This window comes from Piscinibacter defluvii, from assembly GCF_004011805.1.
Taxonomy (GTDB): Bacteria; Pseudomonadota; Gammaproteobacteria; order Burkholderiales; family Burkholderiaceae_C; genus Piscinibacter; species Piscinibacter defluvii.
This window is the reverse complement of the sequence record NZ_RCHJ01000021.1, coordinates 20061-45556: the sequence shown is the minus strand read 5'-3', so window position 1 is coordinate 45556 and position 25496 is coordinate 20061. Positions and strand designations below refer to the sequence as shown.

Genomic DNA, 25496 nt, shown 5'->3' with positions numbered 1-25496 from the left:
CCCGTGACCTCGCTGGTCGAACGAACCATCCTGTTCGCGGACCTGCGCGGCAGCACCGCGCTGTACGAGAGCATGGGCAACGCCGAGGCGACGGCGGTCGTGACGCAGAGCGTCGCGCTGCTGGCGCGCATCGTCGAGAACCTCGGCGGCCAGGTCGTCAAGACGCTCGGCGACGGGCTGATGGCCATGTTCGCCGCGCCGTCCGAGGCGGTGCAGGCGGCCGACGAGATGCACGAGTCGATGGAGCGCATCGGCCCGGGCGCGCGCCCGGTCGTCAACCTGCCGCAGCCGCTGAAGCTGCAGGTGGCGCTGGCGCGCGGCGAGGTGGTCGAGATGGCCGGCGACGTGTTCGGTGACGCCGTCAACGTGGCCGCCCGGCTGCTCGACCATGCCGGCGACAACGAGACGCTGCTCACCGCCAACGTGCTGGCCGGGCTGGACGACGAACAACGCGCGCGCTTCCGCAGCCTGGACAAGATGCAGCTGCGCGGCCGGGTCGAACCGGTGCACGTGCACCTGCTGGAGGCGCGCCGGCAGGGCTTCGACCCGGCGGCCACCGCCTTCGGCGACATTGCACCGGCGGCCGAGCCCGAGGGCATCCGGCTGGTCTGGCTGGACGTCAACCGCATCTACAGCGGCGCCAGCCTGCCGGTCGTGCTCGGCCGCAGCCCGCAGGCCACCTACTGCATCGACGACACGCGGGTGTCGCGACTTCATGCACGGGTCGACTGGCACGGCGGCACCTTCCAGCTCACCGACCTGAGCTACAACGGCACCTACGTCCGGTTCGACAACGACCCCGAAGTGATCAGCCTGCGGCGCGGCACCTGCACCCTGCACGGAAGTGGCGTGATCGGCCTCGGCACGCCGCCGGTGGACGAGCAGAGCCCGAGCGTGCGCTTCGAGGTCATGAAGTTCGCCGACACCCAGCCGCAGGACCTGCCGCGTCGCCCATGACCGACGCGAACGCGCCCGGGCCGGAGGAGTTGCGGCGGGCGCTGCAGCGCGAACTCCGAGTGCCCGACCCGGACCTGGGCGCCGCGCTGGCCGCGCTGGCACGGGCCGCCGCGCTGGCCGCCGGGGCGGGCCAGGCGGTCGTCGTCGTCGGCGGCCCGGACGACGCCTGGGTGGTTCGCGCCGACGACGGGCTGCCCGTGCCGGCGCAGCTGGTCGACCGCGAGACCATCGAGCTGCAGGGCCTGCCCTTCGCCGTCCTCGGCGTCGGCGGCGAGGCGCCGGCGGCCCCCGGTGCACCCCGCGCCCGGCAGCTGCGCGCGCTGGCCGAGGCTGCCGCCGGCCTGCTCGAAGCCCGCCTGCGCGAGCAGCGCCAGGCCCTGCTCGTCGAGCGCATGCGCACGGCGAGCGCGGCCGGCAGCGACTGGTTCTGGGAGACCGACGAGAACAGCGTGCTGACCTGGGTCTCCGACAGCGTCGAGGCGCACACCGGCTGGCCCGCCAGCCGCGACATCGGCCGCCACAACCTCGAGATCAACTTCCCGCCGCCCGGCGAGCTGCGTGTGGCCTGGGACCGCTTCCGCGCCGAGCGCGCCGAGCGCAAGCCGTTCCGCGACGCGGTCGCGCTGCGCGATTCGGCGCACGGCCCGATGCTGCTGTCCATCAGCGGCCAGCCCCACTTCGATGCGGCCGGCCGCTTCGCCGGCTACCGGGGCGCGGCGCGCAACATCACCCACGAGGTGGCCGAGCGCGCCGCCTCGCAGCGTGCCCAGGAGCTGCTGCTGCGGGCCGTCGACGCGGTGCGCGCCGGCGTGATGATCAGCGGGCCGGACGGTCGCGTGCTGGTCTGCAGCCAGGCCTGGCGCGAGCAGATCGGCCGCTTCGGCGACGTCGACCGCAGCACCTGGGAGGAGCTGCTGCGGCAGATGGTCAGCCAGGGCGCCTACCCGGATGCCGTCGGTCGCGAGGAGGCGTTCGTGCGCTGGCGCCTCTCGCTCGCCTCGCCCGCGGCGACGCCGCACGAACTGCGCTTCGTCGACCAGGACGTGATCGTCAGCGACCAGCAGCTGCCCGACGGCAGCATCGTGCACCTGTCGCTGAACGTCACCGAGCGGCGCGCGGCCGAGCGTGCGCTGCGGGCCAGCCAGGCCCGCCTGGAAGCCGTGCTGCGCGCCGTGCCCGACCTGTGGATCGTGGTCGACGCCGAGGACCGCTACCTGTACTGCAGCGACGACGCCCACCCCTGGCTGGTGGCCCCGTTCGAACTCCTGCGCGGGCGGCCGTTCGGCTCCACGCTGGAGCCCTGCCTGGCCGAGCTCAACCGTGCGGCGCTGCGGCGCGCGCGCGAGTCCGGCGAGCTGCAGCGCGTCGAGTACGAACTCGACACCATGGACGGCGCACGCCGCACCTTCGAGGCGCGTGTGGTGCCGATGGCCGACGGCCAGCTGCTGTTCCTGACGCGCGACATCTCCGAGATCCGCCGGCTCGAGCGCGACGTGGAGTTGATGAAGCGCGCCGTCGAGGCCGACGCCGCGCTGCCGATCGTGGTGGCCGACGCCACCCGGCCGGACCAGCCGGTGGTCTACGTCAACCCGGCCTTCGAGCGCATGACCGGCTACCCGCGCGACGAGGTGCTGGGCCGCAACTGCCGCTTCCTGCAGGGCGACGAGGCAGACCAGCCCGGCCTGCAGACCCTGCGCGCCGCCCTGCGCGCCGGCGAGGCCTGCACGGTGCTGCTGCGCAACCGCCGGCGCGACGGCACGCCGTTCTACAACGAGCTGCACGTGGCGCCGATCGTCGACGGCGGCCGCACCGTGCAGTACATCGGCGTGCTGCACGACGTCAGCGAGCGCGTGCGGGCCGCCGAACGGCTGCGCATCAGCGAAGACCTGTACCGCTCGGTGGCGGCGACCATCAGCGACGGCCTGCTGGTGATCGGCCCGAACGGCACGATCATCGCCAGCAATCCGTCGGCCTGCGAGATGCTGGGCGTGGCGGCGGCCGACCTGGTCGGCCACGGGCTGCGCCACCACGGCTTCAGCCTGCACCACGAAGACGGCGAGCCCATCACGCCGTCCGAGCACCCGGTGCGCCAGGTGCTGGTCAACCAGCGCGCCGTGCGCGACGAACCCTACCTGCTGCGCGGGCGCGACGGCTACGAGCGGCTGATGCTGGTCAGCGTGATGGCGCTGCAGGTCTCCACCAGCGGGCTGCCGGCATCGTGCCTGGTCACCTTCCGCGACATCACAGACCAGCGCGCCGCGGAACGCGCGCTGGCGGCCGCCGAGGCGCGCTGGAAGTTCGCGCTCGACGGCGCCGGCGACGGCGTATGGGACTACGACGAGGACAGTCGCATCGCCTACTTCTCGCCGCGCTGGAAGGAGATGCTCGGCTATGCCGAGAACGAGCTCGGCCAGTCGCTGAACGAGTGGCTCGACCGCATCCACCCCGACGACGTCGACACCGTGCGCCAGGCGATCGAGCGCTACCGCGCCGGGTCGCTGGCGCAGTACCGCACCGAACACCGGCTGCAGCACCGCGACGGGCGCTGGGTCTGGGTGCTGGACCGCGGCAAGATCGTCGAGCGTCATGCCGACGGGCGGCCGCGCCGGGTGGTCGGCACGCACACCGACATCACGCTGCTGAAGGCCGCCGAGCAGGCCCTGCTCGACAAGCAGGCGGCCGAGCTGGCCAGCCGCGCGAAGAGCGAGTTCCTCTCGCGCATGAGCCACGAGATCCGCACGCCGCTGAACGCCGTGATCGGCTTCAGCCAGCTGCTGCGACTGCAGCCCGACAGCCCGCCGGGCAAGGTGGCCGAGTACGCCGACCACGTGCTGCGGGCCAGCGAGCACCTGCTGGCGCTGGTCAACGAGGTGCTGGACCTGCAGCGCGTCGAGGACGGACGCGTCCCGCTGAACGTCGAGCCGATCGAACTGGCGCCGCTGGTGCAGGACACCCTCGAGCTGGTGCGCCCGATCGCCCAGCAGCGCCGCGTGGCGCTGGACAGCCGCGTGAGCCCGGGCCGCTGGCTGGCCGCCGACGCGCACGCGCTGCGCCAGGTGCTGGTCAACGTGATCTCCAACGCGGTGAAGTACAACCGACCCGGCGGCTGGGTCTGCGTCACGCTGCTGGAGTCCGCCCCGGGGCGCTGCGTGATCGGCGTCGAGGACACCGGCGTCGGCCTGTCCAACGGCCAGCTGGCGCGGCTGTTCCAGCCCTTCGAGCGCCTCGGCCACGAGACCTCGGGCATCGAGGGCACCGGCCTGGGCCTGGTGATCGCACGCGGCCTGACCGAGCAGATGGGCGGCAGCCTGACGCTGTCCAGCGTGCCCGAGGCCGGCACGCTGGCGCGCATCGAGCTGCCGGCGGCGCAGCCGCCCGAGCGCCCGGTCGCCTCGCTGCCGCCCGAGCCGGCGCCCGGCCCGGCCGTGGCGGCACGCCCGCTGCGCCTGCTCTACGTCGAGGACAACCGCATCAACGCGCTGCTGTTCGAGGAGGCCATGCGCGTGCTGGGCGGCTGCGAGCTGCGCGTCGCCGAGGACGGCGCCGAGGCCCTCGCGCTGGTGCGCGACTGGACGCCCGAGGTGCTGGTGCTCGACGCCCACCTGCCCGACATGAGCGGCCACGAGGTGCTGCGGCGCCTGCGCGAGCGCGCCGAGCTGGCCGGCGTGCCGGCCTACATGTGCTCGGCCGATGCGATGCCCGAGGACCTGGCGCGCGCCCGCCAGGCCGGCTTCGACGGCTACTGGACCAAGCCGATCGAGCTGGGCGTCGTCAACGCCGAGCTCGAGGCGCTGCGGCGCCGCCTGGGCGACACTCCCGCCCCATGACCTTCGCCCCCGAACCCCCGTACCGGCACGGCAGCGCCGGGCGCACCGGCGTGCTGCTGGTCAACCTCGGCACACCCGATGCGCCCACGCCCGCGGCGCTGCGCCGCTACCTGGCGCAGTTCCTGAGCGACCCGCGCGTGGTGGAGATCCCGCGCTGGGCCTGGTGGCCGATCCTGCACGGCATCATCCTGCGCGTGCGCCCGGCGCGCTCGGCGAAGAAGTACGCCAGCATCTGGACCGAGGCCGGCTCGCCGCTGGCCGTCTGGACCGCGAAGCAGGCCACGCTGCTGCGCGGCTTCCTCGGCGAACGCGGCCACCCGGTGCTGGTGCGCCACGCGATGCGCTACGGCAACCCGTCGATCGCTAGCCAGCTCGACGCGCTGAAGGCCGAAGGCGCCACGCGGGTACTGGTGCTGCCGCTGTACCCGCAGTACGCCGGCTCCACCACCGCCAGCGCGCTCGACGCGGTGACCGACTGGATGCGCCAGGTGCGCCACCTGCCCGAGCTGCGTGCCGTGAACCGCTACCACGACGACCCGCTCTACATCGAGGCGCTGGCGCGGCGCGTCGAGGCGCACTGGCAGCGCGAGGGCCGCGGCGAGCGCCTGGTGCTGAGCTTCCACGGCGTGCCCAAGCGCACGCTGCTGCTGGGCGACCCGTACCACTGCGAATGCCTCGTCACCGCACGGCTGCTGCGCGAGCGCCTCGGCCTGGACCCGGCCCAGATGCTCGTCACCTTCCAGAGCCGTTTCGGCAAGGCCGAGTGGCTGCAGCCCTACACCGAGCCGACGCTGATCGAACTCGCCCGCTCCGGCGTGCAGCGGGTCGACGTGATGTGCCCCGGCTTCACCTCCGACTGCCTGGAGACGCTGGAGGAGATCGACCAGGAGGTGCGCGAGGCCTTCCTGGGCGCCGGCGGCCAGGCCTACCACTACATCCCCTGCCTGAACGACGACCCGGCCTGGATTGCCGCGCTGGCCGCGATCGCGATCCGCCACATGCAGGGCTGGCCGGTCGAACCGCCGGCGGCCGGTCTGCTGGCCGCGCAACGCGAACGGGCGCTGGCGGCCGGCGCCGCGGACTGAACGGCGCGCCAGTATCAGAACCGGTGCCGGCGCCGCATGCGGATCAGCCGCGGCAGCACCAGCACCGCGACGATCACCACGAGCAGGAACAGCGAGCCCGGGCGCTGCACGAAGACGGCGAAGCTGCCCTCGCCGATCGACACCGCGTTGCGCAGCTGCGCCTCGGCCAGCGGGCCGAGGATCATGCCCACCACCACCGGCGCGGCCGGGAAGTCGAAGCGCCGCATCACCAGGCCGAGCAGGCCGATGGCGTACAGCAGCACCAGGTCGAAGGCCGACTGGCGCATGCCGTACACGCCCACCGTGGCGAAGATCAGGATGCCGGCGTACAGCGGCGCCTTGGGGATCTTCAGCAGCTTCACCCACAGCCCGACGAGCGGCAGGTTCAGCACCAGCAGCATCACGTTGCCGATGTACAGCGAGGCGATCAGCGCCCAGACCAGCGCGCCGTTGGTGTCGAACAGCTGCGGCCCGGGGTTGATGCCGTAGTTCTGGAACGCGCCGAGCAGGATGGCGGTGGTGTTGGAGGTCGGGATGCCGAGCGTCAGCAGCGGGATCAGCGTCGCGGTGATGGCGGCGTTGTTGGCCGCCTCGGGCCCGGCCACGCCCTCAATCGCGCCGGTGGTGCCGAACTCGCTCTTGTGCTTGCTGAGCTTCTTCTCGGTGGCGTAGCTCAGGAAGGTCGGGATCTCGCTGCCGCCGGCCGGCACGGTGCCGAACGGGAAGCCGATGAAGGTGGCGCGCAGCCAGGCCGGCCAGGAGCGGCGCCACTCCGCGCCCGTCATGTGCACCTTGGTCAGCTTGTTCTGCGACTCGTCGACGCGGCCCTCGTAGAGCACCACGTAGAGCGCCTCCGACACCGCGAACAGGCCCACCGCGATCAGCACCACCTCCAGGCCGTCGAGCAGCTCGGGCACGCCGGCGGTGTAGCGCGCCTGGCCGGAGATCTGGTCCAGGCCCACCAGGCCCATGGACAGGCCCACGAACAGCGAGGTCAGACCGCGCAGGGTGCTCTTGCCCAGCACCGCGCTGACGGTGCAGAAGGCCAGCAGCATCAGCATGAAGTACTCGGGCGGGCCGAGCTTGACCGCGTGCGTGGCGATCAGCGGAGCGAACAGCGTGACGAGCACGGTGGCGATGGTGCCGGCCACGAAGGAACCGATCGCCGCGGTGGCCAGCGCCGCGCCGGCGCGGCCGTGCTTGGCCATCAGGTTGCCCTCCATCGCCGTCACCATCGAGCCGGCCTCGCCGGGCGTGTTCAGCAGGATGGAGGTGGTCGAGCCGCCGTACATCGCGCCGTAGTAGATGCCGGCGAAGAAGATCATCGAGGCGGTCGGGTCGACCTTGAGCGTGATCGGCAGCAGCATCGCCACCGCGGTGGCCGGGCCGATACCCGGCAGCACGCCCACCGCGGTGCCGATGGTGCAGCCCAGCAGCGCCCACAGCAGGTTGACGGGCGTCGCGGCAGTCGCGAAGCCCTGCATCAGGTTGTTCAGGATGTCCACGCGCCGCTCCTAGATCCAGCCCGTGGTGGTCAGGCCCGGCAGGTTGATCGCCAGCAGCTTGCCGAACATCCAGTACACCGGCGCGGCGATCGCGGCGCCCACCAGCAGGTCGGCCAGCCACGACAGCGGGGTGAAGCTCAGCCGCCCCTCGGCCGACTTGAAGCCGCGCACCGCGAGCAGGTAACACAGCGCGCAGCTGAGGATGAAACCGATCGTGGTGATCAGCGCGGCGTTCAGCAGGATGCCGGCCGACACCCAGACGAAACCGGGCCAGTGGCCGCGTTCGCTGCCCGAGGGCGTGTCGAAGTCGCGGAAGCCGCCGGTGGCCGCCTGCCAGGCGAGGCCGGCGCCGCAGGCCAGCAGCGCCAGGCCGACGACCCAGGGCAGGAAGTTCGGCCCGACGCCGCCGTAGCCGGCCTCGCCGCTGATCTGCGTCGCACCGACCACGATGGTCGCCGCCAGCAACAACGTGCCGGCCGCGACCGCGGCGTGCCGGGCGTGCATCAGATCATTCCCGACTTGGCCATCACCGCCCGCAGGCTCGCGAACTCGTCGTCGACGAACTTCTCGAAGTCGGCGCCGGCCATGAAGGCGGGCGTCCAGCCGTTCTTCTCCATCGCCTCGGCCCAGGACTTGGTCTTGGTGGCCTTGGTGACCAGCTCGGTCAGGGCCTTGCGCTGATCGGGCGTGATGCCGCTGGCGCCGTACACGCCGCGCCAGTTGCCGATCACCACGTTGACGCCCTGCTCCTTGAGCGTGGGCACGTCGATGCCCTTGATGCGCTTGTCGGAGGTGACGCCGATCGCACGCATCTTGCCGGCCGCGATGTACTCGGCGAACTCGCTGTAGCCGCTGCCGCCGATCGAGACGTTGCCGCCCAGGATGGCCGCCACCGCCTCGCCGCCGCCGCGGAAGGCGACGTAGTTGATCTTGGCCGGATCGGCCCCGACCTCGCGCGCGATCATCGCCGCGGCGATGTGCTCGGTGGAGCCGCGCGAGCCGCCGCCCCACTTGACGCTGCCCGGGTCCTTCTTCAGCTGCTCGATCACGTCCTTCATGGTCTTGAAGGGCGAGTTGGCCGGCAGCACGAAGACGTTGTACTCGCTCGTCAGCCGCGCGATCGGCGTGACCTGCGAGAGGCTGACCGGCGGCTTGCCGGTGATGATGCCGCCCAGCATCACCGCGCCCATCACCATCATCGCGTTCGGGTCGTTCTTGCTGCCGTTGGCGAACTGCGCCAGGCCGATGGCGCCGGCCGCGCCGCCCTTGTTCTCGTACTGCACCGAGGCCGCGCCGGCCTCCTGGAGCGCCTTGCCGAGCGCGCGGCCGGTGGTGTCCCAGCCGCCGCCGGGGTTGGCGGGGATCATCATCTTCAGGTTCTCGCCGGCCGCGCGGGCCGCGAGCGGCAGGGCGCCGGTGGCGGCAAGGGCGGCAAGGCTGCGCAGGAAGGTGTCGCGACGCATGGGCGGGTCTCCGTGGTGGGAATCTCGATGATGATGGTCGTGGCGCAAGCTGTCAGTCGGCTGTCCACCGGGGCCGGGAAAACCCCGGGGCCGGAGCACCCGCTGCCGTGCGCGCGATGCCCGAGACTCGCCCGGCCGATGAAGCTGCTGCTGATCGAGGACAACCCGGCGATGCAGACCACGCTGCAGCGTTCGTTCGAGCGCCGCGGCATCCAGGTGCTGCTGTGCGCCGACGGCGCCCGCGCACTCGACCGCTGGCGCGCCAGCCTGCCCGACGTGATCGTGCTCGACCTGAGCCTGCCCGGCCTCGACGGCCTGCAGGTGCTCAGCCAGGCGCGCGCCGAGGGCCTGCGCACGCCGGTGCTGATCCTCACGGCGCGGGGCACGGTGGGCGACCGCATCCTCGGCCTGAACACCGGCGCCGACGACTACCTGCCCAAGCCCTTCGACCTCGACGAGCTGGAGGCGCGCGTGCGCGCGCTGGCGCGCCGCGCCGGCGCCGAGGCCACCGAGCCCGACCACACCGAGTTCGCCGGCCTGCGCTGCGACACCGCCAGCGGTGCGGTCTACTTCCGCGGCGCGCCGCTGGAGCTGGCCCCGCGCGAAGGCGCGCTGCTGCGCGCCCTGCTCGCGCGTGGCGGCCGCGCGGTGGCCAAGGAGCAGCTGGTCGAGGCGGTGTTCCCGGGTGAGGACGTGCAGGCCGACGCGATCGAGGTGGTGGCCTACCGGCTGCGCAAGAAGCTCGCCGCCACCGGGGTGCAGCTGGTGACGCTGCGCGGGCTCGGCTACCTGCTGAAGGCCGAGGGGTGAACCTGCGTCTGTCGTTGCGCAGCCAGCTGCTGATCGGCATCCTCGTGCCGGTGCTGCTGGGGGTGGCGATCAACACCGCGAGCCTGTACCGCCAGGCGCTGCGTGCCGCCGACACGGCCTACGACCGCACGCTGCTGGCCTCGGCCAAGTCGATCGGCGAACAGCTCGCCGTGGTCGGGCGCGGCGACGCCGCCGTGCTGCAGGCCAACGTGCCCTACTCCGCGCTGGAGGCCTTCGAGGCCGACAACCGCAGCCGGCTCTACTACAAGGTGAGCGGCTTCCGCGGGGAGATGGTCTCCGGCTTCGAGGACCTGCCGGCCTGGCACGGCCGCATCCCGGCCAAGGGGCCGTACGCGGCGCTGGTCGACTTCTACGACGAGCGCTACCGCGGCGAGCCGGTGCGCATGGCGGTGCTGCTGCAGCCGGTGGCCGGGCCCGAGGGCCGCGGCATGGCCACCGTGCAGGTGGCCGAGACGCTCGAGCTGCGCCAGACGCTGGCGCGCCAGATCCTGGTCGACACGCTGTGGCGCCAGGCCGCGCTGCTGGCGGTGCTGACGGCGGTGGTGCTGCTCGTCGTGCAGGTCGCCACCCGCCCGGTGCGTGCGCTCAGCGCGCAGCTGCGCGAACGCGCCGAGGACGACCTCTCGCCGATCGAGGCCGGGCGCGCGCCGCGCGAGCTGCAGCCGCTGCTGGACGCGACCAACCACGTGATGGGCCGGCTGGCCCAGCTGCTCGAGCACCAGAAGCGCTTCGTGCGCGACACCGCGCACCAGCTGCGCACGCCGCTGGCGGTGTTGAAGGCGCAGCTGCAGTCGGCACGCCGCGGCGACGTCGAGCCGGCCCAGGCGCTGGCCGAGGTGGCGCACACCGTGGACCGCGCCACCGAGCTGGCCAACCAGATGCTCGCGCTGGCCAAGGTCGAGCAGATGCGCCAGCAGGGCGACGCGCCGGTCAGCGACTGGGCGGTGGCCGCGCGCACGGTCGCGCTCGACCTCGGCGCGCTGATCGCGCAGGCCGCGCTGGAGTTCGACATCGAGACGGTGCCGGCGCCGATCCGCAGCCACGACTGGGCGCTGCGCGAGCTGACACGCAACCTGCTGCACAACGCGATCCGCCACGCACCGCCGGGCAGCCCGCTGACCCTGCGCCTGGCGGCCCGCGACGGCATGGCCGAGCTGCGCGTGGAGGACCGCGGCCCGGGCCTCTCGGCCGAGCAGCAGGCGCGGCTGTTCCAGCCCTTCGCCGCGGGCAGGGGCGGCGGCACCGGGCTCGGGCTGGCGATCTGCCACGAGATCGTGCGCACGCTCGGGGGCAGCATCGCCCTCGTCAACCGCGAGGGCGGCGGACTGGCCGCGGTGGTGCGGCTGCCGCTGGCGCAGAATCCCGCCCCGTGAAGGACGAGGACGACGACAGCGGCGACGGCCGGGTGCGGCTCGACAAGTGGCTCTGGGCCGCGCGCTTCTTCAAGACGCGCAGCCTGGCGGCCGAGGAGGCCGCCAAGGGCCGCGTGCAGGTCAACGGTCAGGCCGCCAAGGCCTCGCGCGAGCTGCACGAGGGCGACACGGTGGCGCTGCGCCAGGGCCAGGTGCCGCGCACGGTGGTCGTGCGCCGTCTCGCCAATGTGCGCGGGCCCGCGCCGGTGGCGCAGGCGCTCTACGAGGAAACGGCCGACAGCCTGGCCCTGCGCAGCCGGCTGGCCGAGCAGCAGCGCCTGGCCGCCGAGCCCGCGCTGGCCATCGAGCAGGGCCGGCCGACCAAGCGTGACCGCCGCAAGCTGGCCGAGTGGGAGCGCTGGAGCGCCACGGCCGAAACGCCGCGGCGCGGGCGCTGACCACGCGCGGCCCTCACCCGATCTGCCACAGGTCCCCGGGCGCCAGCCCGGCGGGCCGGTCGAGCCGCCCGCGGGCGGCACCGTCGCCGAGCAGCGTCCAGCGCCACCAGTCCGTGGTCACGGCCGCGACCACGCGCTGGTGCTCCGGCTCCAGATCCGCCGCCCCGGGCGCACGGCGCAGCAGCCGCGCACTGCCGGGGCGCTCGGCCACGCCCGAGCCGCCGCCGAAGGTCATGTGGTCGGCCCCGTCCAGCACCAGCTGGGCGCGCCGGCCCGGCGGCAGGCCGCGGTAGACGGCGCGCCGGGCCGCGTTGCTGGCGTCGCCGACGACCATCGCGTCGTCGCGCGTGCCGGTGACGCACAGGAAGGGCCGCGTGATCGCGCCGAAGCGGCGCTGCACGGCGGCCTCGTCCAGCCCGTCGCGCTCGCCGAAGCCCGGGCTGAACGCGATGAACGCCCGCAGGCGCGGCTCGGCCAGGCGCTCCAGCGCCTGCGCCGGCGCCCGCGGCGGACGCTCGCCGGCCAGCACCTGGGTCAGCCGCGCGCCGAAGGAGTGGCCCGAGAAGCCGATCGCCTCCGGCCGCAGGCGCGCCCACGGCCCTCCGGACGCGCGCCGGCGCTGCAGTTCGTCCAGCACGAACTGCGCGTCGCGCACGCGCTGCAGGTAGGCCTCGAGCCCGGCCGCGCGGCGCAGGCCGCGCAGGCCGTCCTCGCGCAGCGTGTCGGTGTCGCTGCCCGGATGCTGCAGGTGGATCACCGCGAAGCCGGCCGCCTGCCAGGCCTCGCCCCAGGCCGCGCCGCCGGCCCGGTTGCCGCCCAGGCCGTGCGAGTGGATCACCGCGGCGCAGGGGCCGTCGCCGGCCGGCCAGCGCAGGCGCAGCGGCAGGGCCCGGCCCGACCGGCCGGGATCGGTCCAGGTCTCGTCGACGAAGGCCGCGGCCGGCCGCGCCCGCCTCGGCAGGCCGACGAGGGCCAGGGTCAGCAGGTGGCGGCGCCGCATGGCCGGATTATTTTCGAAAGCCCTCTTGAAACCGGGGAGAAGCACCCCAAGGTGGCCGGCTGACCTTGTTTCGCTCCGTGTCATGACACCCAACGAGAACCCCGCCACCGACCTGCCGCCGGCCGGCGCCGCCCCCGAGAACGCCCCGGCCGCCGAGGCCGCCACCGCGCCGGAGACGGCCACGTCCGACGCCGCCCGCCTGGCCGAGCTGGAGGCCAGGCACCGCGAGCTGAACGACGCCTTCCTGCGCGCCAAGGCCGAGACCGAGAACGTGCGCCGCCGCGCCGAGGAGGAGATCTCGAAGGCGCGCAAGTACGCCGTCGAGAGCTTTGCCGAGAGCATGGTGCCGGTGAAGGACAGCCTGGAGGCGGCCATCGCGATCCAGAACGCCACCAACGAGCAGCTGCTCGAGGGCGTGCACGCCACCTTGCGCCAGCTGGCCTCGGCGCTCGAGCGCAACAAGGTGGTCGAGCTGAACCCGGCACCCGGCAGCCGGTTCGACCCGCACCAGCACCAGGCCATCAGCATGGTGCCGGCCGAGCAGGAGCCCAACACCGTGGTGATGGTGCTGCAGAAGGGCTACCTGATCGCCGAACGCGTGCTGCGCCCGGCGCTCGTGACGGTGGCCGCGCCGAAATGAGCCATCCACAGGCCCGCCAGCCTTGAAATAGCCCCGGTTATCCACAATTCGAAGACAACCCGATTCAGCTCCCAGGAGAACTCGACATGGCAAAGATCATCGGCATCGACCTCGGCACGACCAACTCGTGCGTGGCGATCATGGAAGGCAACTCGACCAAGGTGATCGAGAACAGCGAGGGTGCGCGCACCACGCCGTCGATCGTGGCCTACCAGGAAGACGGCGAGGTGCTGGTCGGTGCCTCGGCCAAGCGCCAGGCGGTGACCAACCCGCGCAACACGCTGTATGCGGTGAAGCGCCTGATCGGCCGCAAGTTCACCGAGAAGGAAGTGCAGAAGGACATCGACCTGATGCCCTACAAGATCTCGGCCGCCGACAACGGCGACGCCTGGGTCGAGGTGCGCGGCAAGAAGCTCGCGCCGCCGCAGGTGTCTGCGGAAGTGCTGCGCAAGATGAAGAAGACCGCCGAGGACTACCTGGGCGAGACGGTCACCGAGGCCGTGATCACGGTGCCCGCGTACTTCAACGACAGCCAGCGCCAGGCCACCAAGGACGCCGGCCGCATCGCCGGCCTGGAGGTCAAGCGCATCATCAACGAGCCGACCGCGGCCGCGCTCGCCTTCGGCCTGGACAAGCACGGCAAGGGCGACCGCAAGATCGCGGTGTTCGACCTGGGCGGCGGCACCTTCGACATCTCGATCATCGAGATCGCCGACGTCGACGGCGAGAAGCAGTTCGAGGTGCTCTCCACCAACGGCGACACCTTCCTCGGCGGCGAGGACTTCGACCAGCGTGTCATCGACTACATCATCTCCGAGTTCAAGAAGGAGCAAGGGGTCGACCTGAGCAAGGACGTGCTCGCCCTGCAGCGCCTGAAGGAAGCCGCCGAGAAGGCCAAGATCGAACTCTCGAACAGCACGCAGACCGACATCAACCTGCCCTACGTGACGGCCGATGCCTCGGGTCCGAAGCACCTGAACATCAAGCTCACGCGCGCCAAGCTGGAGGCCCTGGTCGAGGACCTGATCGAGCGCACGATCGAGCCCTGCCGCATCGCGATCAAGGACGCGGGCGTCAGCGCCAGCGCGATCGACGACGTCATCCTGGTGGGCGGCATGACGCGCATGCCCAAGGTGCAGGAGAAGGTCAAGGAGTTCTTCGGCAAGGAGCCGCGCAAGGACGTCAACCCCGATGAAGCCGTCGCCGTGGGCGCGGCCATCCAGGGCCAGGTGCTGGGCGGCGAGCGCAAGGACGTGCTGCTGCTGGACGTCACCCCGCTGTCGCTGGGCATCGAGACCCTCGGCGGCGTGATGACCAAGATGATCAAGAAGAACACCACCATCCCGACCAAGTTCTCGCAGGTGTTCAGCACGGCCGACGACAACCAGCCGGCGGTGACCATCAAGGTCTACCAGGGCGAGCGCGAGATGGCCTCGGGCAACAAGAGCCTGGGCGAGTTCAACCTCGAGGGCATCCCGCCGGCGCCGCGTGGCCTGCCGCAGATCGAGGTGACCTTCGACATCGACGCCAATGGCATCCTGCACGTCAGCGCCAAGGACAAGGGCACCGGCAAGGAGAACAAGATCACCATCAAGGCGAACTCCGGCCTCACCGAGGACGAGATCCAGAAGATGGTGAAGGACGCCGAGCTGAATGCCGCCGAGGACCACAAGAAGTTCGAGCTGGTGCAGGCGCGCAACCAGGCCGACGCGCTGGTGCACAGCGTGAAGAAGAGCCTGGCCGAGCACGGCGGCAAGCTCGACGCCGGCGAGAAGGAGAAGGTCGAGGCCGCGCTGAAGGAGGCCGAGGAGGCGCTCAAGGGCGAGGACAAGGCCGCCATCGAGGCCAAGACCGAGGCGCTGATGGCCGCCAGCCAGAAGCTCGGCGAGAAGGTCTACGCGGAAGCGCAGGCCGCGGCGGGTGCGGCCGGCGGCGGTGCGGAAGCGCCGCAGGGCGCGCAGGCCTCGGCGCAGGCCAAGCCGGCGGACGACAACGTGGTCGACGCGGAGTTCAAGGAAGTGAAGAAGGGATAAGCCGGACATGCCGCGAGCGGCATGCCCTCCTCTCTCGCCGCGTTCGACGTGACAGGCTGCGCCTGCACGTCAACGCGGCGGTCCCGCTCTTGAGGCAGCATCGACAAACATGGCAAAGCGCGACTACTACGACGTCCTCGGCGTGGCCAAGAACGCCAGCGAGGACGACATCAAGAAGGCCTACCGCAAGCTGGCCATGAAGTACCACCCTGACCGCAACCAGGGTGACGACGCGAAGACGGCGGAAGAGAAGTTCAAGGAGGCCAAGGAGGCCTACGAGATGCTCTCCGATGCCCAGAAGCGCGCGGCCTACGACCAGTACGGCCACGCCGGGGTCGATCCGAGCATGGCCGGCGGCGGCTTCCGCCCCGGCGGCCCGGGCGCGGACGGCTTCGGCGGCTTCGCCGAGGCCTTCGGCGACATCTTCGGCGACATCTTCGGCGGCGGCCAGGGCGGCCGGCGCGGCGCGGGCGGCCAGCAGGTCTTCCGCGGCAGCGACCTGAGCTACGCGATGGAGATCACGCTCGAGGAGGCCGCTTCCGGCAAGGAGACGCAGATCCGCATCCCGAGCTGGGACACCTGCGACACCTGCCACGGCAGCGGGGCCAAGCCGGGCACCAGCCCGAAGACCTGCAGCACCTGCGGCGGCGCCGGCACGGTGCACATGCGCCAGGGCTTCTTCAGCATCCAGCAGACCTGCCCGCATTGCCACGGCAGCGGCAAGATCATCCCCGAGCCCTGCACCACCTGCAGCGGCCAGGGCAAGATCAAGCGCCACAAGACGCTGGAGGTGAAGATCCCGGCCGGCATCGGCGAGGGCATGCGCATCCGCTCGGTCGGCAACGGCGAGCCGGGCACCAACGGCGGCCCGCCGGGTGATCTCTACATCGAGATCCGCATCAGGCAGCACGACATCTTCGAGCGCGACGGCGACGACCTGCACTGCACCGTGCCGGTGGGCCTGACCACCGCGGCGCTGGGCGGCAGCATCGAGGTGCCGACGCTCAACGGCAAGGCCGAGATCGAGCTGCCCGAGGGCACCCAGCACGGCAAGACCTTCCGGCTGCGCGGCAAGGGCATCAAGGGTGTGCGCTCCAGCTACCCGGGCGACCTGTACTGCCACGTTCAGGTGGAGACGCCGATCAAGCTGACGGAACACCAGCGCAAGCTGCTGAAGGAACTCGACGAGTCGTTCCGCAAGGGCGGGGAGAAACACTCGCCCAACGCCAAGAGCTGGACCGACCGGGTGCGCGACCTGTTCAAGTAAGCGCGCCGGGCGCCGATATCGAGGCACTGGCACCCTGCCCCGCCTCGATGGCCCGATTGCTCTACCCCGACATCGGCGACTGCCGCGCGCTGATCGTCGACCCGAACCCGACCTCGCGCAGCATCCTCGCCGCGATGCTGCGCGACATGGGCGTGGGCGAGGTGGCGCAGGCCGCCAAGGCCGACGATGCCCGGCGGGTGCTCGAACACCGCCGCTTCGACATCGTGCTGTGCGACTACCACTTCGACCAGTCGGCGATGTCGGGCCAGGACCTGCTGGACGACCTGCGCCGCGCCCAGCTGCTGCCTTACTCCACGGTGTTCGTGATGGTCACCGGCGAGGCCTCGTACGCGCGCGTGGCCGAGGCCGCCGAGGCAGCGCTCGACAGCTACCTGCTCAAGCCGCACACCGCCACCGCCCTGGAGGAGCGCCTGCTGCAGGCGCGCCACCGCAAGAAGGTGCTGGCGGGGGTGTTCGAGGCCATCGAGGCCGGTGACTTCGCCACCGCGGCGGCGCTGTGCCAGCAGCGCTTCGAGCAGCGCGGCGAGTACTGGCTGTATGCCGCCCGCATCGGCGCCGAGCTGTTCCTGCGCCTGGGCGACCACCCGTCCGCGCGCCGCCTGTACGAGGCCGTGCAGGACACACGCGCCCTGCCCTGGGCCAAGCTCGGCATCGCACGCGTCGAGATCGAGACCGGCCAGCACACGCAGGCCCGCCGCACGCTAGAAAGCCTGATCGCCGAGCAGCCGTCGTACGCCGACGCCTACGACGTGATGGGGCGCGCACAGCTCGAGCAGGGCAAGTTCGACGCGGCGCTGGACACCTACCGCAACGCCACCAAGCTGACCCCGGCCAGCATCACCCGGCTGCAGAAGCAGGGGCTGCTGGCCTTTCTCGTCGGCCAGGCCGACGAGGCGCAGGATTGCCTGGAGCGTGCCGTGCGCATCGGCATCAGCTCGAAGATGTTCGATTGCGAATCGCTGCTGCTGCTGGCGTTGATCCATTTCGACAAGCGCGACAGCAAGGCCTTCGGCCGCGACATCGCGAACCTGTCGCAGGCCGTCGAGCGCCGGCCGGAGAGTGCGCGGCTGCGCCGCTTCCTGCGCACGGCCGAGGTGTTCCGGGCGCTGATGCAGCGCCAGGTGCCCGAGGCGGTGGCCAAGGTGCGGGAACTGAGCGCCGAGATCGGCGCCGAGGACTTCGACTTCGAAGCCGCGAGCAACCTGCTGGCCACCCTGGCGCGCCTGGCGAGCACCGAGATCGCCCTGCCCGACCGGGAGGAGTGGATCAACCGCATCGCGCTGCGCTTCTGCGTCTCGCGCGCCGCCACGGAACTGCTGTGCCAGGCGTCCCGCGCCGACGGAACGGTCGAGGCGCTGGTGCGCGCCGCGCACCAGGGTGTGATGGGCATGGCCGAGAAGGCCATGACCCACAGCGTCACCGGCTCGCCCGAGGCGGCAGTGAAGGCGCTGCTGGTGCGCGGCCGCGAGACGCTGAACGGCAAGCTCATCGAGATGGCCGCGCTGATGCTGCAGCGCCACGGCGAGAAGGTGGCCGCGCATGCGGACCTGAGCGAGATGATCGGCGACCTGCGCCGGCGCTTCTGCCACCAGGGCACGCAGGTGGCGCTGGGCTCGGCCGTCGGCCGGTCCGCCGGCGGGCTGACCCTGCGCTCCTGAGCGCGCCGCCCCGCTCGCCGTTCAGAACAGTTCGCGTTGCGGGTGCGCGCCCGGCGGCGGGCGGAACCGCGTGGTGTCGAGCGCCTCGCGCTCGCGGTCGAGCTTCAGGCGCGCCACCGCCTTGCGGAACCGCTGCGCCAGCAGCTGCGCCCAGACACCCTCGCCCGTCATGCGCTGCGAGAAATCGGCGTCGTAGTCGCGCCCGCCGCGCATCTCGCGCACGCGCGCCATCACGCGCTCGGCACGCTGCGGGTAGTGGCGCTGCAGCCAGTCCTGGAAGATCGGGTTGACCTCCCAGGGCAGGCGCAGCACCACCATGAACGCCGAGCTGGCGCCGGCCGCGGCGGCAGCCTCGAGGATGCGCTCGAGCTCGGGCTCGTTGATGAACGGGATCATCGGCGAGACGCTCACGCCCACCGGCACGCCGGCCTTGGCGAGCGTCTCGATCGTGCGCAGCCGGCGGTGCGGCGCGGCGGCGCGCGGCTCGAGGATGCGCGCGAGCTCCCCGTCCAGCGAGGTGACCGAGACGTAGACCGCGGCCAGGCGCTGCGCGGCCATCGGGGCGATCAAGTCGAGATCGCGCTCGACACCGGCCGACTTGGTGACCACCGAGAACGGGTGCTGCCAGTCGTGCATCACCTCGATGATCGAGCGCGTGATGCGCAGCTCGCGCTCGACCGGCTGGTAGGCGTCGGTCGCCGCGCCGATGTTGATCAGCGCGGGCCGGTAGCCGCGCTTGCCGAAGGTCTCGCGCAGGCGCTGGGCGGCGTTCACCTTGGCGATGATGCGGGTCTCGAAATCGAGCCCGGGCGAGAGGTTCAGGTAGCTGTGCGTGGGCCGCGCGTAGCAGTACACGCAGCCGTGCTCGCAGCCGCGGTAGGGGTTGATGGAGAAGTCGAACGAGATGTCGGGCGAGTCGTTGCTCGCGACGATGCTCTTCACCTGCTCCTCGATCACCTGGGTGCGAGGCGGCAGGTGCTGCTCGCTCGCCTGCTGGTCGAGCAGGCCCCAGCCGTCGTCCTCCGGCACGTGGGTGGCGGCGCTGAAGCGGTGCTCGATGCGCCCGGCCGTGCCGCGGCCCTTGATCGACTCGGCCGGGATCAGCTCGATGTGGCGGCGGTGACGCATGCTGTGAATATATACAGTATGCGCCGGCGGCGCCAGCTCACTCGCTGCCGGGCCCCGAGAGCAGCGGGATCGCGCCGTCCGACGCGCCGCCGAGCAGCCCGGAGCGCGTGTAGACGCCGAGCTTGCCGCGTGTGTCCTGGATGTCGAGGTTGCGCATGGTCAGCTGGCCGATGCGGTCGGCCGGCGTGAACGCACCTTCCACCTTCTCCATCGACAGCCGCTCGGGCGCGTAGGTCAGGTTCGGGCTCTGCGTGTCGAGCAGCGACCAGTCGTTGCCGCGCCGCAGCTCCAGCCACACCTCGCCGGTGATGGCGCGCGCCACCCAGCGCTGCGCGGTCTCGCGCAGCATCAGGCACTGCGGGTCGAACCAGCGGCCCTGGTAGAGCAGCCGGCCGAGCCGGCGGCCGTTGATGCGGTACTGCTCGATCGTGTCCTCGTTGTGGATGCCGGTGACCAGGCGCTCGTAGGCGATGTGCAGCAGCGCCATGCCCGGGGCCTCGTAGATGCCGCGGCTCTTGGCCTCGATGATGCGGTTCTCGATCTGGTCGCACATGCCCAGGCCGTGCCGGCCGCCGATGGCGTTGGCCTCGGCGAACAGCTCGACGGCGCTGGCGAACGTGCGGCCGTTCAGCGCCACCGGCACGCCCTCCTCGAAGCGCACCGACACCGTCTCGCGCTTGACCTCGACCTCGTCCTTCCAGAAGGCCACGCCCATGATCGGGTTGACGATGGCCATGCCGGCGTTCAGGAACTCCAGGTCCTTGGCCTCGTGCGTGGCACCGAGCATGTTGCTGTCGGTCGAGTAGGCCTTCTCGACGCTCATCTTGTAGTCGAAGCCGTGCGCGATGAGGTACTCGCTCATCTCCTTGCGGCCGCCGAGCTCGTCGATGAAGGTCTGGTCCAGCCAGGGCTTGTAGATCTTCAGCGCCGGGTTGGCGAGCAGGCCGTAGCGGTAGAAGCGCTCGATGTCGTTGCCCTTGTAGGTGCTGCCGTCGCCCCAGACGTTGACGCCGTCCTCCTTCATCGCCACCACCAGCGCGGTGCCGGTGACCGCGCGGCCGAGCGGCGTGGTGTTGAAGTAGGTCGAGCCGCCGGTGCTGATGTGGAAGGCCGAGCACTGGATCGCCGCGATGCCCTCGGCCACCAGCAGCGCGCGGCAGTCGACCAGGCGCGCCGTCTCGGCACCGTAGGCCAGCGCCTTCTTCGGGATCGCGTCGTAGTCGCTCTCGTCGGGCTGGCCGAGGTTGGCGGTGTAGGCGCAGGGAATGGCGCCCTTGGCGCGCATCCAGTGCACCGCGGCGCTGGTGTCCAGGCCGCCGGAGAAGGCGATGCCGACACGCTGGCCGGCGGGAAGCGATTGCAGGATCGTGGCTGACATGGAAATGCGGTCCTCGGGAGCGAACCCCCGATTGTCGCCAAAAGCCGCGCCCCGCCGGTCAGGCGAGGTTCGAGCGCGCGCCGGTGGCCAGGAAGCGCCGCTCGGCGAACGTGCTCTTCAGCGGTGCAGGTCGTGCAGGGCAGCGCCCGTCTTCATCGCCGCCCGGGCGATCACGCCGCGGTGGATCTCGGAGGTGCCGTCGAAGATGCGGTAGACGCGCGCGTCGCGGTAGTAGCGTTCGATCGGCAGCTCCTTGCAGTAGCCCATGCCGCCGAACACCTGCACCGCACGGTCGACCACGCGGCCGAGCGTCTCGGCGGCATGCACCTTGACCATCGCGATCTGCTCGCGGGCGTCGTGCCCCTGGTCGATCAGCCAGGCCGCGTGCAGCACCATCCAGCGCGCCGCGTTCACCTCGATCACGCTGTCGGCGATCTGCTGCTGCACCATCTGGAAGTCGCCGATGCGCTGGCCGAACTGGCGGCGCTCGGCGGCGTAGGCGGTCATCAGTTCCAGCACGTGCGAGGCCTTGCCGACCGCACGGGCGCCCACCTGCGCCAGGCGCACCACGTTCAGCGCACCCATCGCGAGCCTGAACCCCTGGCCACGCTCGCCCAGCAGCGCCATGCGCTCCAGCGGCACGTCGGCGAAGTACAGCGCCACGTGCGGGGTGCCGCGCAGGCCCATCATCTGCTGGTCCTTGCCGACGTCGAAGCCGGGCAGGCCCTTGTCGACCATGAACAGGCTGATCTCCTTCTCGCCGGTGCGGGCCGAGACGAGGAAGAAGTCGGACCACTCGCCGTCGCTGATGAAATGCTTGGCGCCGTTGAGCACCCAGCCGGTGGGCGTTTCCCGGGCATGGGTCGTGATGCCGGCGGCGTCCGAACCGGCGCCCGGCTCGGTGATCGCGATCGAGCAGGTGCGCCGCCCGGCCACCGTGGGCTTGAGCCAGCGATCGACCTGCTCGCCGCGGCATTCCAGCAGCGGCTCGTAGACATTGCCGAACGCGCGCCGCACCAGGATGTCGGTGGTGTGGCCGAACTGCTCCTCGCACAGGATGCGGTCCACGCAGGACAGGCCGCCGCCGCCGTGTTCGGCCGGCATGTTCAGCGCGTACAGGCCGAGCGCGCGGGCCCTTTCCTGGATCGCGAGCGCGCTGTCGCGGTCGAGTGCGCCGTCGCGCTCGACCCGCTCCTCCAGCGGCTGCAGTTCGGTGCGGATGAAGCGGCGCAGCGTGTCGATGAGCATGCGCTGCTCGTCGTCGAGCGAGAAATCCATGCCGTGGGCCTTCGAAAGGTGGAGCGTGCCGCGCAGGGTAGCAGTTGTCGGGCATTCTTGGAATAGTTTTCCACTTTCGAAGTATGTTCCATAATGCACCCATGAACACCCCTCCCCTCCCCGTCGCGCTGATCGGCTGCGGCCAGATCGGCCGGGCCCATGCCGGGCATGCGCTGCGCGGCCAGGACGTGCGTGTGGCCGCGGTCTGCGACCCCGGCCCCGCCGCCGCCGCACTCGGTGCGCAGCTCGGCGTGCCGCACTTCGCCGACGCCCGCGCGCTGCTCGACGCGGTGCCGGTGCGCGCGGCCATCGTGGCCGTGCCCAACCAGGCACATGCGGACGCGGCACTCGCCTGCATCGAGCACCGCGTGCCGGTGCTGGTGGAAAAGCCGATCACCGACAGCGTGGCCGAGGGCGAGCGCCTGTGCGCCGCGGCCGAGTCTGCCGGCGTGCCGCTGCTCGTCGGCCACCAGCGCCGCCACAGCCCGACGCTGCGGCGCGCCAAGCAGCTGATCGTGGGCGGCGTGCTCGGGCGGCCGGTCAGCGTGCATGCGATGGCGGTGTGGCTCAAGCCCGATGCCTACTTCGACGTGGCCTGGCGGCGCGAGCCGGGCGGCGGGCCGGTGCTGATCAACCTGATCCACGACGTCGACATGTTGCGCTGGCTGGTCGGCGAGATCGTCGAGGTGCAGGCGATCGCCTCGAACGCGCAACGCGGCTTCGCGGTGGAAGACACCGCGGCGATCGCGCTGCGCTTCGCCAACGGCGCGCTCGGCACGATGGGCGTCACCGATGCGGCGGTTGCGCCCTGGAACTGGGACCTGGCCGCCGGCGAGGCCGCGCATTACCCGCCGCAGGACATCGACTCGCACTACTTCAGCGGCACCGAGGCGTCGCTGACGCTGCCGCGGCTGAACATCTACCGCTACCGCGAGCGGCGCGGCTGGCACGAGGAGCTGACGCAGGAGCGCACCATCGTGCACCGCGCCGACCCCTACCTCGAGCAGCTGCGCCACCTGCGCGCCGTGGCCGAGGGCACCGAGGCGCCGCTGTGCCCCGGCCGCGACGGCCTGCGCACGCTGCAGGCCACGCTCGCGGTGCTCGAGGCGGCCCGCACGCAGGCGCCGGTGCGCCTTGCGGCCGGCTGAACGAGCGGGGGCCGACGATGTCCGGCGTGATGGAACGGACCCTAGCGATCCTCGAGCGGCTCGCCGGCGACGTGCGCGGCGTGCCGCTGGCCACGCTGGCCGACGAGCTCGACATCCCGCGCAGCGCGATGCACCGTCTGCTGTCGGATCTCGCCGCCCAGGGCTACGTGCGCCAGACGCGCGAGCGCGGCGACTACGTGCTGACCACCAAGCTGGTCTCGCTCGGGCTGAACTACCTGAAGCATTCCGGCGTGGTCGACCTGTCGCAGCCCATCCTCGACCGGCTCGCCGAGGCCAGCGGCGAGCTGTGCCGGCTCGGCGTGGTCGACGTGGACCACATCACGTGGGTGGCGCTGTCGCAGGGCGCTCGCCAGGGCCTGCGCTACGACCCGGACATGGGCACCGACGTGCAGCTGTCCTGCACCTCCTCCGGCCACGCCTGGCTCGCCACCCTGCCCGAGGACGACGCGATCGCGCTGCTGTCGCGGCAGGGCCTGGCGAAGCCGGCGCAGTTCGGCCCCAACGCCCCCGGCTCGATCCAGGCGGTGCTCAAGGCGATCCGCCAGGCGCGCAAGCAGGGCTATGCGATCACGGCCGAATCCTATGCGCAGGGGCTGTCGGCCATCGCCACCACCATCCGGCCGGCCGGGCGCGGGGCGGTCGGGGTGCTGGCGATCTCCGGGCCCTCGGTGCGGCTGACCGAGCAGAAGATGCTCGCCCTGGCGCCAGACCTGCTGGCCGCCGCGGCCGACATCGCGAACGCGAGCGCGGCCTCCCCGCTGTTCGACCGCGCCTACGCCCCCGCCCGCTGAACGTCGCTCGTGGTGGTGGACGTGTCGGGCTCGGTCGAGACGCCGCTACCGACGCAGTTTGCCGGCGAGATCGAATCCCTCTCGCGCCGGCTCGGGGCTGCCCTGGTGCCGATCGTCGGCGACATGCGGGTGCACAGCGCCGCGATCGGCATGGTTGACGGCGCGCGCTCGCTGCCCGGCCTGACCGAGCCGTCGAACCCGGCATCGGCCCCGGGGCGAGGGGCTCAGTAGTCGTCGCTGCCGGCGCTGCCGGGCGCGAGGTTGTCGAACTTGGTCAGCGGCTTCAGGAAGGTCAGCTTGCAGGTGCCCGTCGGCCCGTTGCGCTGCTTGCCGATGATGATCTCGGCCACACCCGGCTCCTTGCAGGCTTCCTTGGTGTAGTACTCGTCGCGGTAGATGAACATGATGACGTCGGCGTCCTGCTCGATGGCGCCGGACTCGCGCAGGTCACTCATCATCGGGCGCTTGTCGGTACGCGTCTCGACGCTGCGGTTGAGCTGCGAGAGCGCGATCACCGGGCACTTCAGCTCCTTGGCGAGCGACTTCAGGCCGCGCGAGATCTCGCCGATCACGGTGGCGCGGTTCTCCTCGCTGGTGCCGCCGCTGCCGCTCATCAGCTGCAGGTAGTCGACGATGATCAGGCCGAGCTGGCCGCATTGCCGCGCCTGGCGACGTGCACGCGCGCGCACCTCGCTGGGCGTCAGGCCTGGGCTCTCGTCGATGTAGAGGCTGACCTTGCCGAGCTTCTCGACCGCTTCCGACAGCCGCCCCCATTCGTCGTCGCGCAGCGCGCCGGTGCGCAGGTGCTGCTGGTCGATGCGGCCGAGCGAGCCGACCATGCGCAGCGCCAGCTGCGCCGCGCCCATTTCCATCGAGAACACCACCACCGGCAGGCCCTCGTTGACGGCCACGTGCTCGCCGATGTTCAGCGCAAACGCGGTCTTGCCCATCGACGGGCGCGCCGCCAGGATGATCAGGTCGCCGGGCTGCAGGCCGGCGGTCATGCGGTCGAGGTCGTAGAAGCCGGTACGCACGCCGGTCACTTCCTCGGCGCCGTTCTCGTGCAGCTCGTTGACGCGGTCGATCAGCTGCACCACGAGCTGGTCCATGCTCTGGAAACCCTGCTTCGAGCGCGAGCCTTCCTCGCCGATGCGGAAGATCTTGCCCTCGGCCTCGTCGAGGATCTCCGAGACCGCGCGGCCCTGCGGGTTGAACGCGTTGGTGGCGATCTCGTCGGCCGTGGCCACCAGTTTGCGCAGCACCGCGCGCTCGCGCACGATCTCGGCATAGCGGCGCAGGTTGGCCGCGCTCGGCACGCTCTGCGCCAGCGCGTTCAGGTAGGTGAGCCCGCCGCACTCCTCGGCCTTGCCCAGGCTCTGCAGCTGCTCGTAGACGGTGATCACGTCGGCCGGCTTGGTGGCATTCACCAACCCGCCGATCGCCTGGTAGATCAGGCGGTGCTCGTAGCGGTAGAAGTCGCTCTCGGTGAGCAGGTCGCCGGCGCGGTCCCATGCGCTGTTGTCGATCAGCAGGCCGCCGAGCACGCTCTGCTCGGCCTCGATCGAGTGGGGCGGGATGCGCAGGCGGGCGACGTCGTCGTCGGTCCGCACGTCGTTCGACGCGCTGGAGGAGAACACTGCGGACATCAGGACATC

21 protein-coding genes are annotated in these 25496 nt (G+C 71.5%); 13 read left to right on the top strand and 8 right to left on the bottom strand.

Annotated elements, in window-relative coordinates:
- Positions 1-3 precede the first annotated feature (3 nt).
- Genes D9C15_RS26190 through hemH form a run of 3 tightly spaced genes read left to right on the top strand, consistent with a single transcriptional unit; the run spans position 4 to position 5869 of the window.
- Entirely contained in the window at positions 4-957 is a 954-nt protein-coding gene (locus D9C15_RS26190) for an adenylate/guanylate cyclase domain-containing protein (RefSeq protein ID WP_128001684.1), read from the top strand.
- Positions 954-4784: a hybrid sensor histidine kinase/response regulator gene (locus D9C15_RS26185; protein ID WP_128001682.1), complete on the top strand. Its 3831-nt coding sequence runs from the start codon at positions 954-956 to the stop codon at positions 4782-4784. Before D9C15_RS26190 ends, D9C15_RS26185 begins: the two co-directional genes overlap by 4 nt.
- The gene (gene hemH, locus D9C15_RS26180) at positions 4781-5869 is read left to right on the top strand and encodes a ferrochelatase (protein ID WP_128001680.1); all 1089 of its coding nucleotides are present in this window, start codon (positions 4781-4783) and stop codon (positions 5867-5869) included. The genes D9C15_RS26185 and hemH overlap by 4 nt, the downstream gene beginning before the upstream one ends.
- Positions 5870-5883: 14 nt before the next feature.
- Here the strand turns inward: hemH and D9C15_RS26175 are convergent, their stop codons facing one another.
- Genes D9C15_RS26175 through D9C15_RS26165 form a run of 3 tightly spaced genes read right to left on the bottom strand, consistent with a single transcriptional unit; the run spans position 5884 to position 8837 of the window.
- Complete coding sequence (locus D9C15_RS26175; protein ID WP_128001678.1) at positions 5884-7374, bottom strand: tripartite tricarboxylate transporter permease; 1491 nt, start codon at positions 7372-7374, stop codon at positions 5884-5886.
- A 9-nt stretch (positions 7375-7383) separates the two neighbouring features.
- Entirely contained in the window at positions 7384-7878 is a 495-nt protein-coding gene (locus D9C15_RS26170; protein ID WP_128001676.1) for a tripartite tricarboxylate transporter TctB family protein, read from the bottom strand.
- Positions 7878-8837: a Bug family tripartite tricarboxylate transporter substrate binding protein gene (locus D9C15_RS26165; protein ID WP_128001674.1), complete on the bottom strand. Its 960-nt coding sequence runs from the start codon at positions 8835-8837 to the stop codon at positions 7878-7880. The genes D9C15_RS26170 and D9C15_RS26165 overlap by 1 nt, the downstream gene beginning before the upstream one ends.
- A gap of 138 nt (positions 8838-8975) precedes the next feature.
- Between D9C15_RS26165 and D9C15_RS26160 the strand changes: the two genes are divergently transcribed.
- The 3 genes from D9C15_RS26160 to D9C15_RS26150 are packed head-to-tail and all read left to right on the top strand — an operon-like array spanning position 8976 to position 11478.
- Positions 8976-9647 (top strand): response regulator transcription factor, encoded by a 672-nt coding sequence (locus D9C15_RS26160; protein ID WP_128001672.1) that lies wholly within the window; start codon positions 8976-8978, stop codon positions 9645-9647.
- Entirely contained in the window at positions 9644-11041 is a 1398-nt protein-coding gene (locus D9C15_RS26155; RefSeq protein WP_128001670.1) for a sensor histidine kinase, read from the top strand. The genes D9C15_RS26160 and D9C15_RS26155 overlap by 4 nt, the downstream gene beginning before the upstream one ends.
- Positions 11038-11478, top strand: a complete 441-nt coding sequence (locus D9C15_RS26150; protein WP_240668604.1) for an Hsp15 family ribosome-associated heat shock protein — start codon at positions 11038-11040, stop codon at positions 11476-11478. The genes D9C15_RS26155 and D9C15_RS26150 overlap by 4 nt, the downstream gene beginning before the upstream one ends.
- Positions 11479-11491: 13 nt before the next feature.
- Here the strand turns inward: D9C15_RS26150 and D9C15_RS26145 are convergent, their stop codons facing one another.
- Positions 11492-12478, bottom strand: coding sequence for an alpha/beta hydrolase family protein (locus tag D9C15_RS26145; protein ID WP_128001668.1), 987 nt, complete (start codon positions 12476-12478; stop codon positions 11492-11494).
- 82 nt (positions 12479-12560) lie between these two features.
- Here D9C15_RS26145 and grpE point away from each other — a divergent pair, with 82 nt between their 5' ends.
- The 4 genes from grpE (at position 12561) to D9C15_RS26125 (ending at position 18097) form a co-directional block, all read left to right on the top strand.
- Complete coding sequence (grpE, locus tag D9C15_RS26140) at positions 12561-13118, top strand: nucleotide exchange factor GrpE (protein ID WP_128001666.1); 558 nt, start codon at positions 12561-12563, stop codon at positions 13116-13118.
- Positions 13119-13204: 86 nt separating this feature from the next.
- Entirely contained in the window at positions 13205-15151 is a 1947-nt protein-coding gene (gene dnaK, locus D9C15_RS26135; protein WP_128001664.1) for a molecular chaperone DnaK, read from the top strand.
- Positions 15152-15260: 109 nt separating this feature from the next.
- The gene (gene dnaJ, locus D9C15_RS26130; RefSeq protein WP_128001662.1) at positions 15261-16418 is read left to right on the top strand and encodes a molecular chaperone DnaJ; all 1158 of its coding nucleotides are present in this window, start codon (positions 15261-15263) and stop codon (positions 16416-16418) included.
- A 47-nt stretch (positions 16419-16465) separates the two neighbouring features.
- Positions 16466-18097, top strand: a complete 1632-nt coding sequence (locus D9C15_RS26125) for a response regulator (protein WP_128001660.1) — start codon at positions 16466-16468, stop codon at positions 18095-18097.
- Between the two features lie 21 nt (positions 18098-18118).
- On the opposite strand, the gene D9C15_RS26120 is transcribed toward D9C15_RS26125, so the two are convergent.
- The 3 genes from D9C15_RS26120 to D9C15_RS26110 all read right to left on the bottom strand — a co-directional run bounded on the left by D9C15_RS26120 (position 18119) and on the right by D9C15_RS26110 (position 21881).
- The gene (locus D9C15_RS26120) at positions 18119-19225 is read right to left on the bottom strand and encodes a PA0069 family radical SAM protein (RefSeq protein ID WP_128001658.1); all 1107 of its coding nucleotides are present in this window, start codon (positions 19223-19225) and stop codon (positions 18119-18121) included.
- A 37-nt stretch (positions 19226-19262) separates the two neighbouring features.
- Positions 19263-20603: an argininosuccinate synthase gene (gene argG / locus D9C15_RS26115; protein WP_128001656.1), complete on the bottom strand. Its 1341-nt coding sequence runs from the start codon at positions 20601-20603 to the stop codon at positions 19263-19265.
- Positions 20604-20720: 117 nt separating this feature from the next.
- Positions 20721-21881 (bottom strand): acyl-CoA dehydrogenase family protein, encoded by a 1161-nt coding sequence (locus tag D9C15_RS26110; RefSeq protein ID WP_128001654.1) that lies wholly within the window; start codon positions 21879-21881, stop codon positions 20721-20723.
- A gap of 101 nt (positions 21882-21982) precedes the next feature.
- On the opposite strand from D9C15_RS26110, the gene D9C15_RS26105 reads away from it, so the two are divergent.
- From D9C15_RS26105 to D9C15_RS26095, 3 genes are read left to right on the top strand one after another with little or no spacing between them, the layout of a single operon-like run.
- The gene (locus tag D9C15_RS26105) at positions 21983-23029 is read left to right on the top strand and encodes a Gfo/Idh/MocA family protein (protein ID WP_128001652.1); all 1047 of its coding nucleotides are present in this window, start codon (positions 21983-21985) and stop codon (positions 23027-23029) included.
- Between the two features lie 17 nt (positions 23030-23046).
- A complete protein-coding gene (locus D9C15_RS26100) occupies positions 23047-23841 on the top strand; it encodes an IclR family transcriptional regulator (protein ID WP_128001650.1) in 795 nt (264 codons plus the stop codon).
- Between the two features lie 9 nt (positions 23842-23850).
- A complete protein-coding gene (locus tag D9C15_RS26095) occupies positions 23851-24072 on the top strand; it encodes a vWA domain-containing protein (RefSeq protein WP_128001648.1) in 222 nt (73 codons plus the stop codon).
- Here D9C15_RS26095 and dnaB read toward each other — a convergent pair.
- The gene (dnaB, locus tag D9C15_RS26090; protein ID WP_128001646.1) at positions 24066-25487 is read right to left on the bottom strand and encodes a replicative DNA helicase; all 1422 of its coding nucleotides are present in this window, start codon (positions 25485-25487) and stop codon (positions 24066-24068) included. The two genes, D9C15_RS26095 and dnaB, sit on opposite strands and share 7 nt — an antisense overlap.
- Positions 25488-25496 lie beyond the last annotated feature (9 nt).

Bases quoted from the DNA above. Each gene is read 5' to 3' on its own strand.
- dnaJ (WP_128001662.1), top strand. From the start codon at position 15,261: ATGGCAAAGCGCGACTACTACGACGTCCTCGGCGTGGCCAAGAACGCC.
- D9C15_RS26160 (WP_128001672.1), top strand. From the start codon at position 8,976: ATGAAGCTGCTGCTGATCGAGGACAACCCGGCGATGCAGACCACGCTG.
- D9C15_RS26125 (WP_128001660.1), top strand. From the start codon at position 16,466: ATGGCCCGATTGCTCTACCCCGACATCGGCGACTGCCGCGCGCTGATC.
- dnaB (WP_128001646.1), bottom strand. From the start codon at position 25,487: ATGTCCGCAGTGTTCTCCTCCAGCGCGTCGAACGACGTGCGGACCGAC.
- dnaK (WP_128001664.1), top strand. From the start codon at position 13,205: ATGGCAAAGATCATCGGCATCGACCTCGGCACGACCAACTCGTGCGTG.
- grpE (WP_128001666.1), top strand. From the start codon at position 12,561: ATGACACCCAACGAGAACCCCGCCACCGACCTGCCGCCGGCCGGCGCC.
- argG (WP_128001656.1), bottom strand. From the start codon at position 20,603: ATGTCAGCCACGATCCTGCAATCGCTTCCCGCCGGCCAGCGTGTCGGC.
- D9C15_RS26145 (WP_128001668.1), bottom strand. From the start codon at position 12,478: ATGCGGCGCCGCCACCTGCTGACCCTGGCCCTCGTCGGCCTGCCGAGG.
- D9C15_RS26120 (WP_128001658.1), bottom strand. From the start codon at position 19,225: ATGCGTCACCGCCGCCACATCGAGCTGATCCCGGCCGAGTCGATCAAG.
- D9C15_RS26170 (WP_128001676.1), bottom strand. From the start codon at position 7,878: ATGCACGCCCGGCACGCCGCGGTCGCGGCCGGCACGTTGTTGCTGGCG.
- D9C15_RS26185 (WP_128001682.1), top strand. From the start codon at position 954: ATGACCGACGCGAACGCGCCCGGGCCGGAGGAGTTGCGGCGGGCGCTG.
- D9C15_RS26165 (WP_128001674.1), bottom strand. From the start codon at position 8,837: ATGCGTCGCGACACCTTCCTGCGCAGCCTTGCCGCCCTTGCCGCCACC.
- D9C15_RS26100 (WP_128001650.1), top strand. From the start codon at position 23,047: ATGTCCGGCGTGATGGAACGGACCCTAGCGATCCTCGAGCGGCTCGCC.
- hemH (WP_128001680.1), top strand. From the start codon at position 4,781: ATGACCTTCGCCCCCGAACCCCCGTACCGGCACGGCAGCGCCGGGCGC.
- D9C15_RS26105 (WP_128001652.1), top strand. From the start codon at position 21,983: ATGAACACCCCTCCCCTCCCCGTCGCGCTGATCGGCTGCGGCCAGATC.
- D9C15_RS26110 (WP_128001654.1), bottom strand. From the start codon at position 21,881: ATGGATTTCTCGCTCGACGACGAGCAGCGCATGCTCATCGACACGCTG.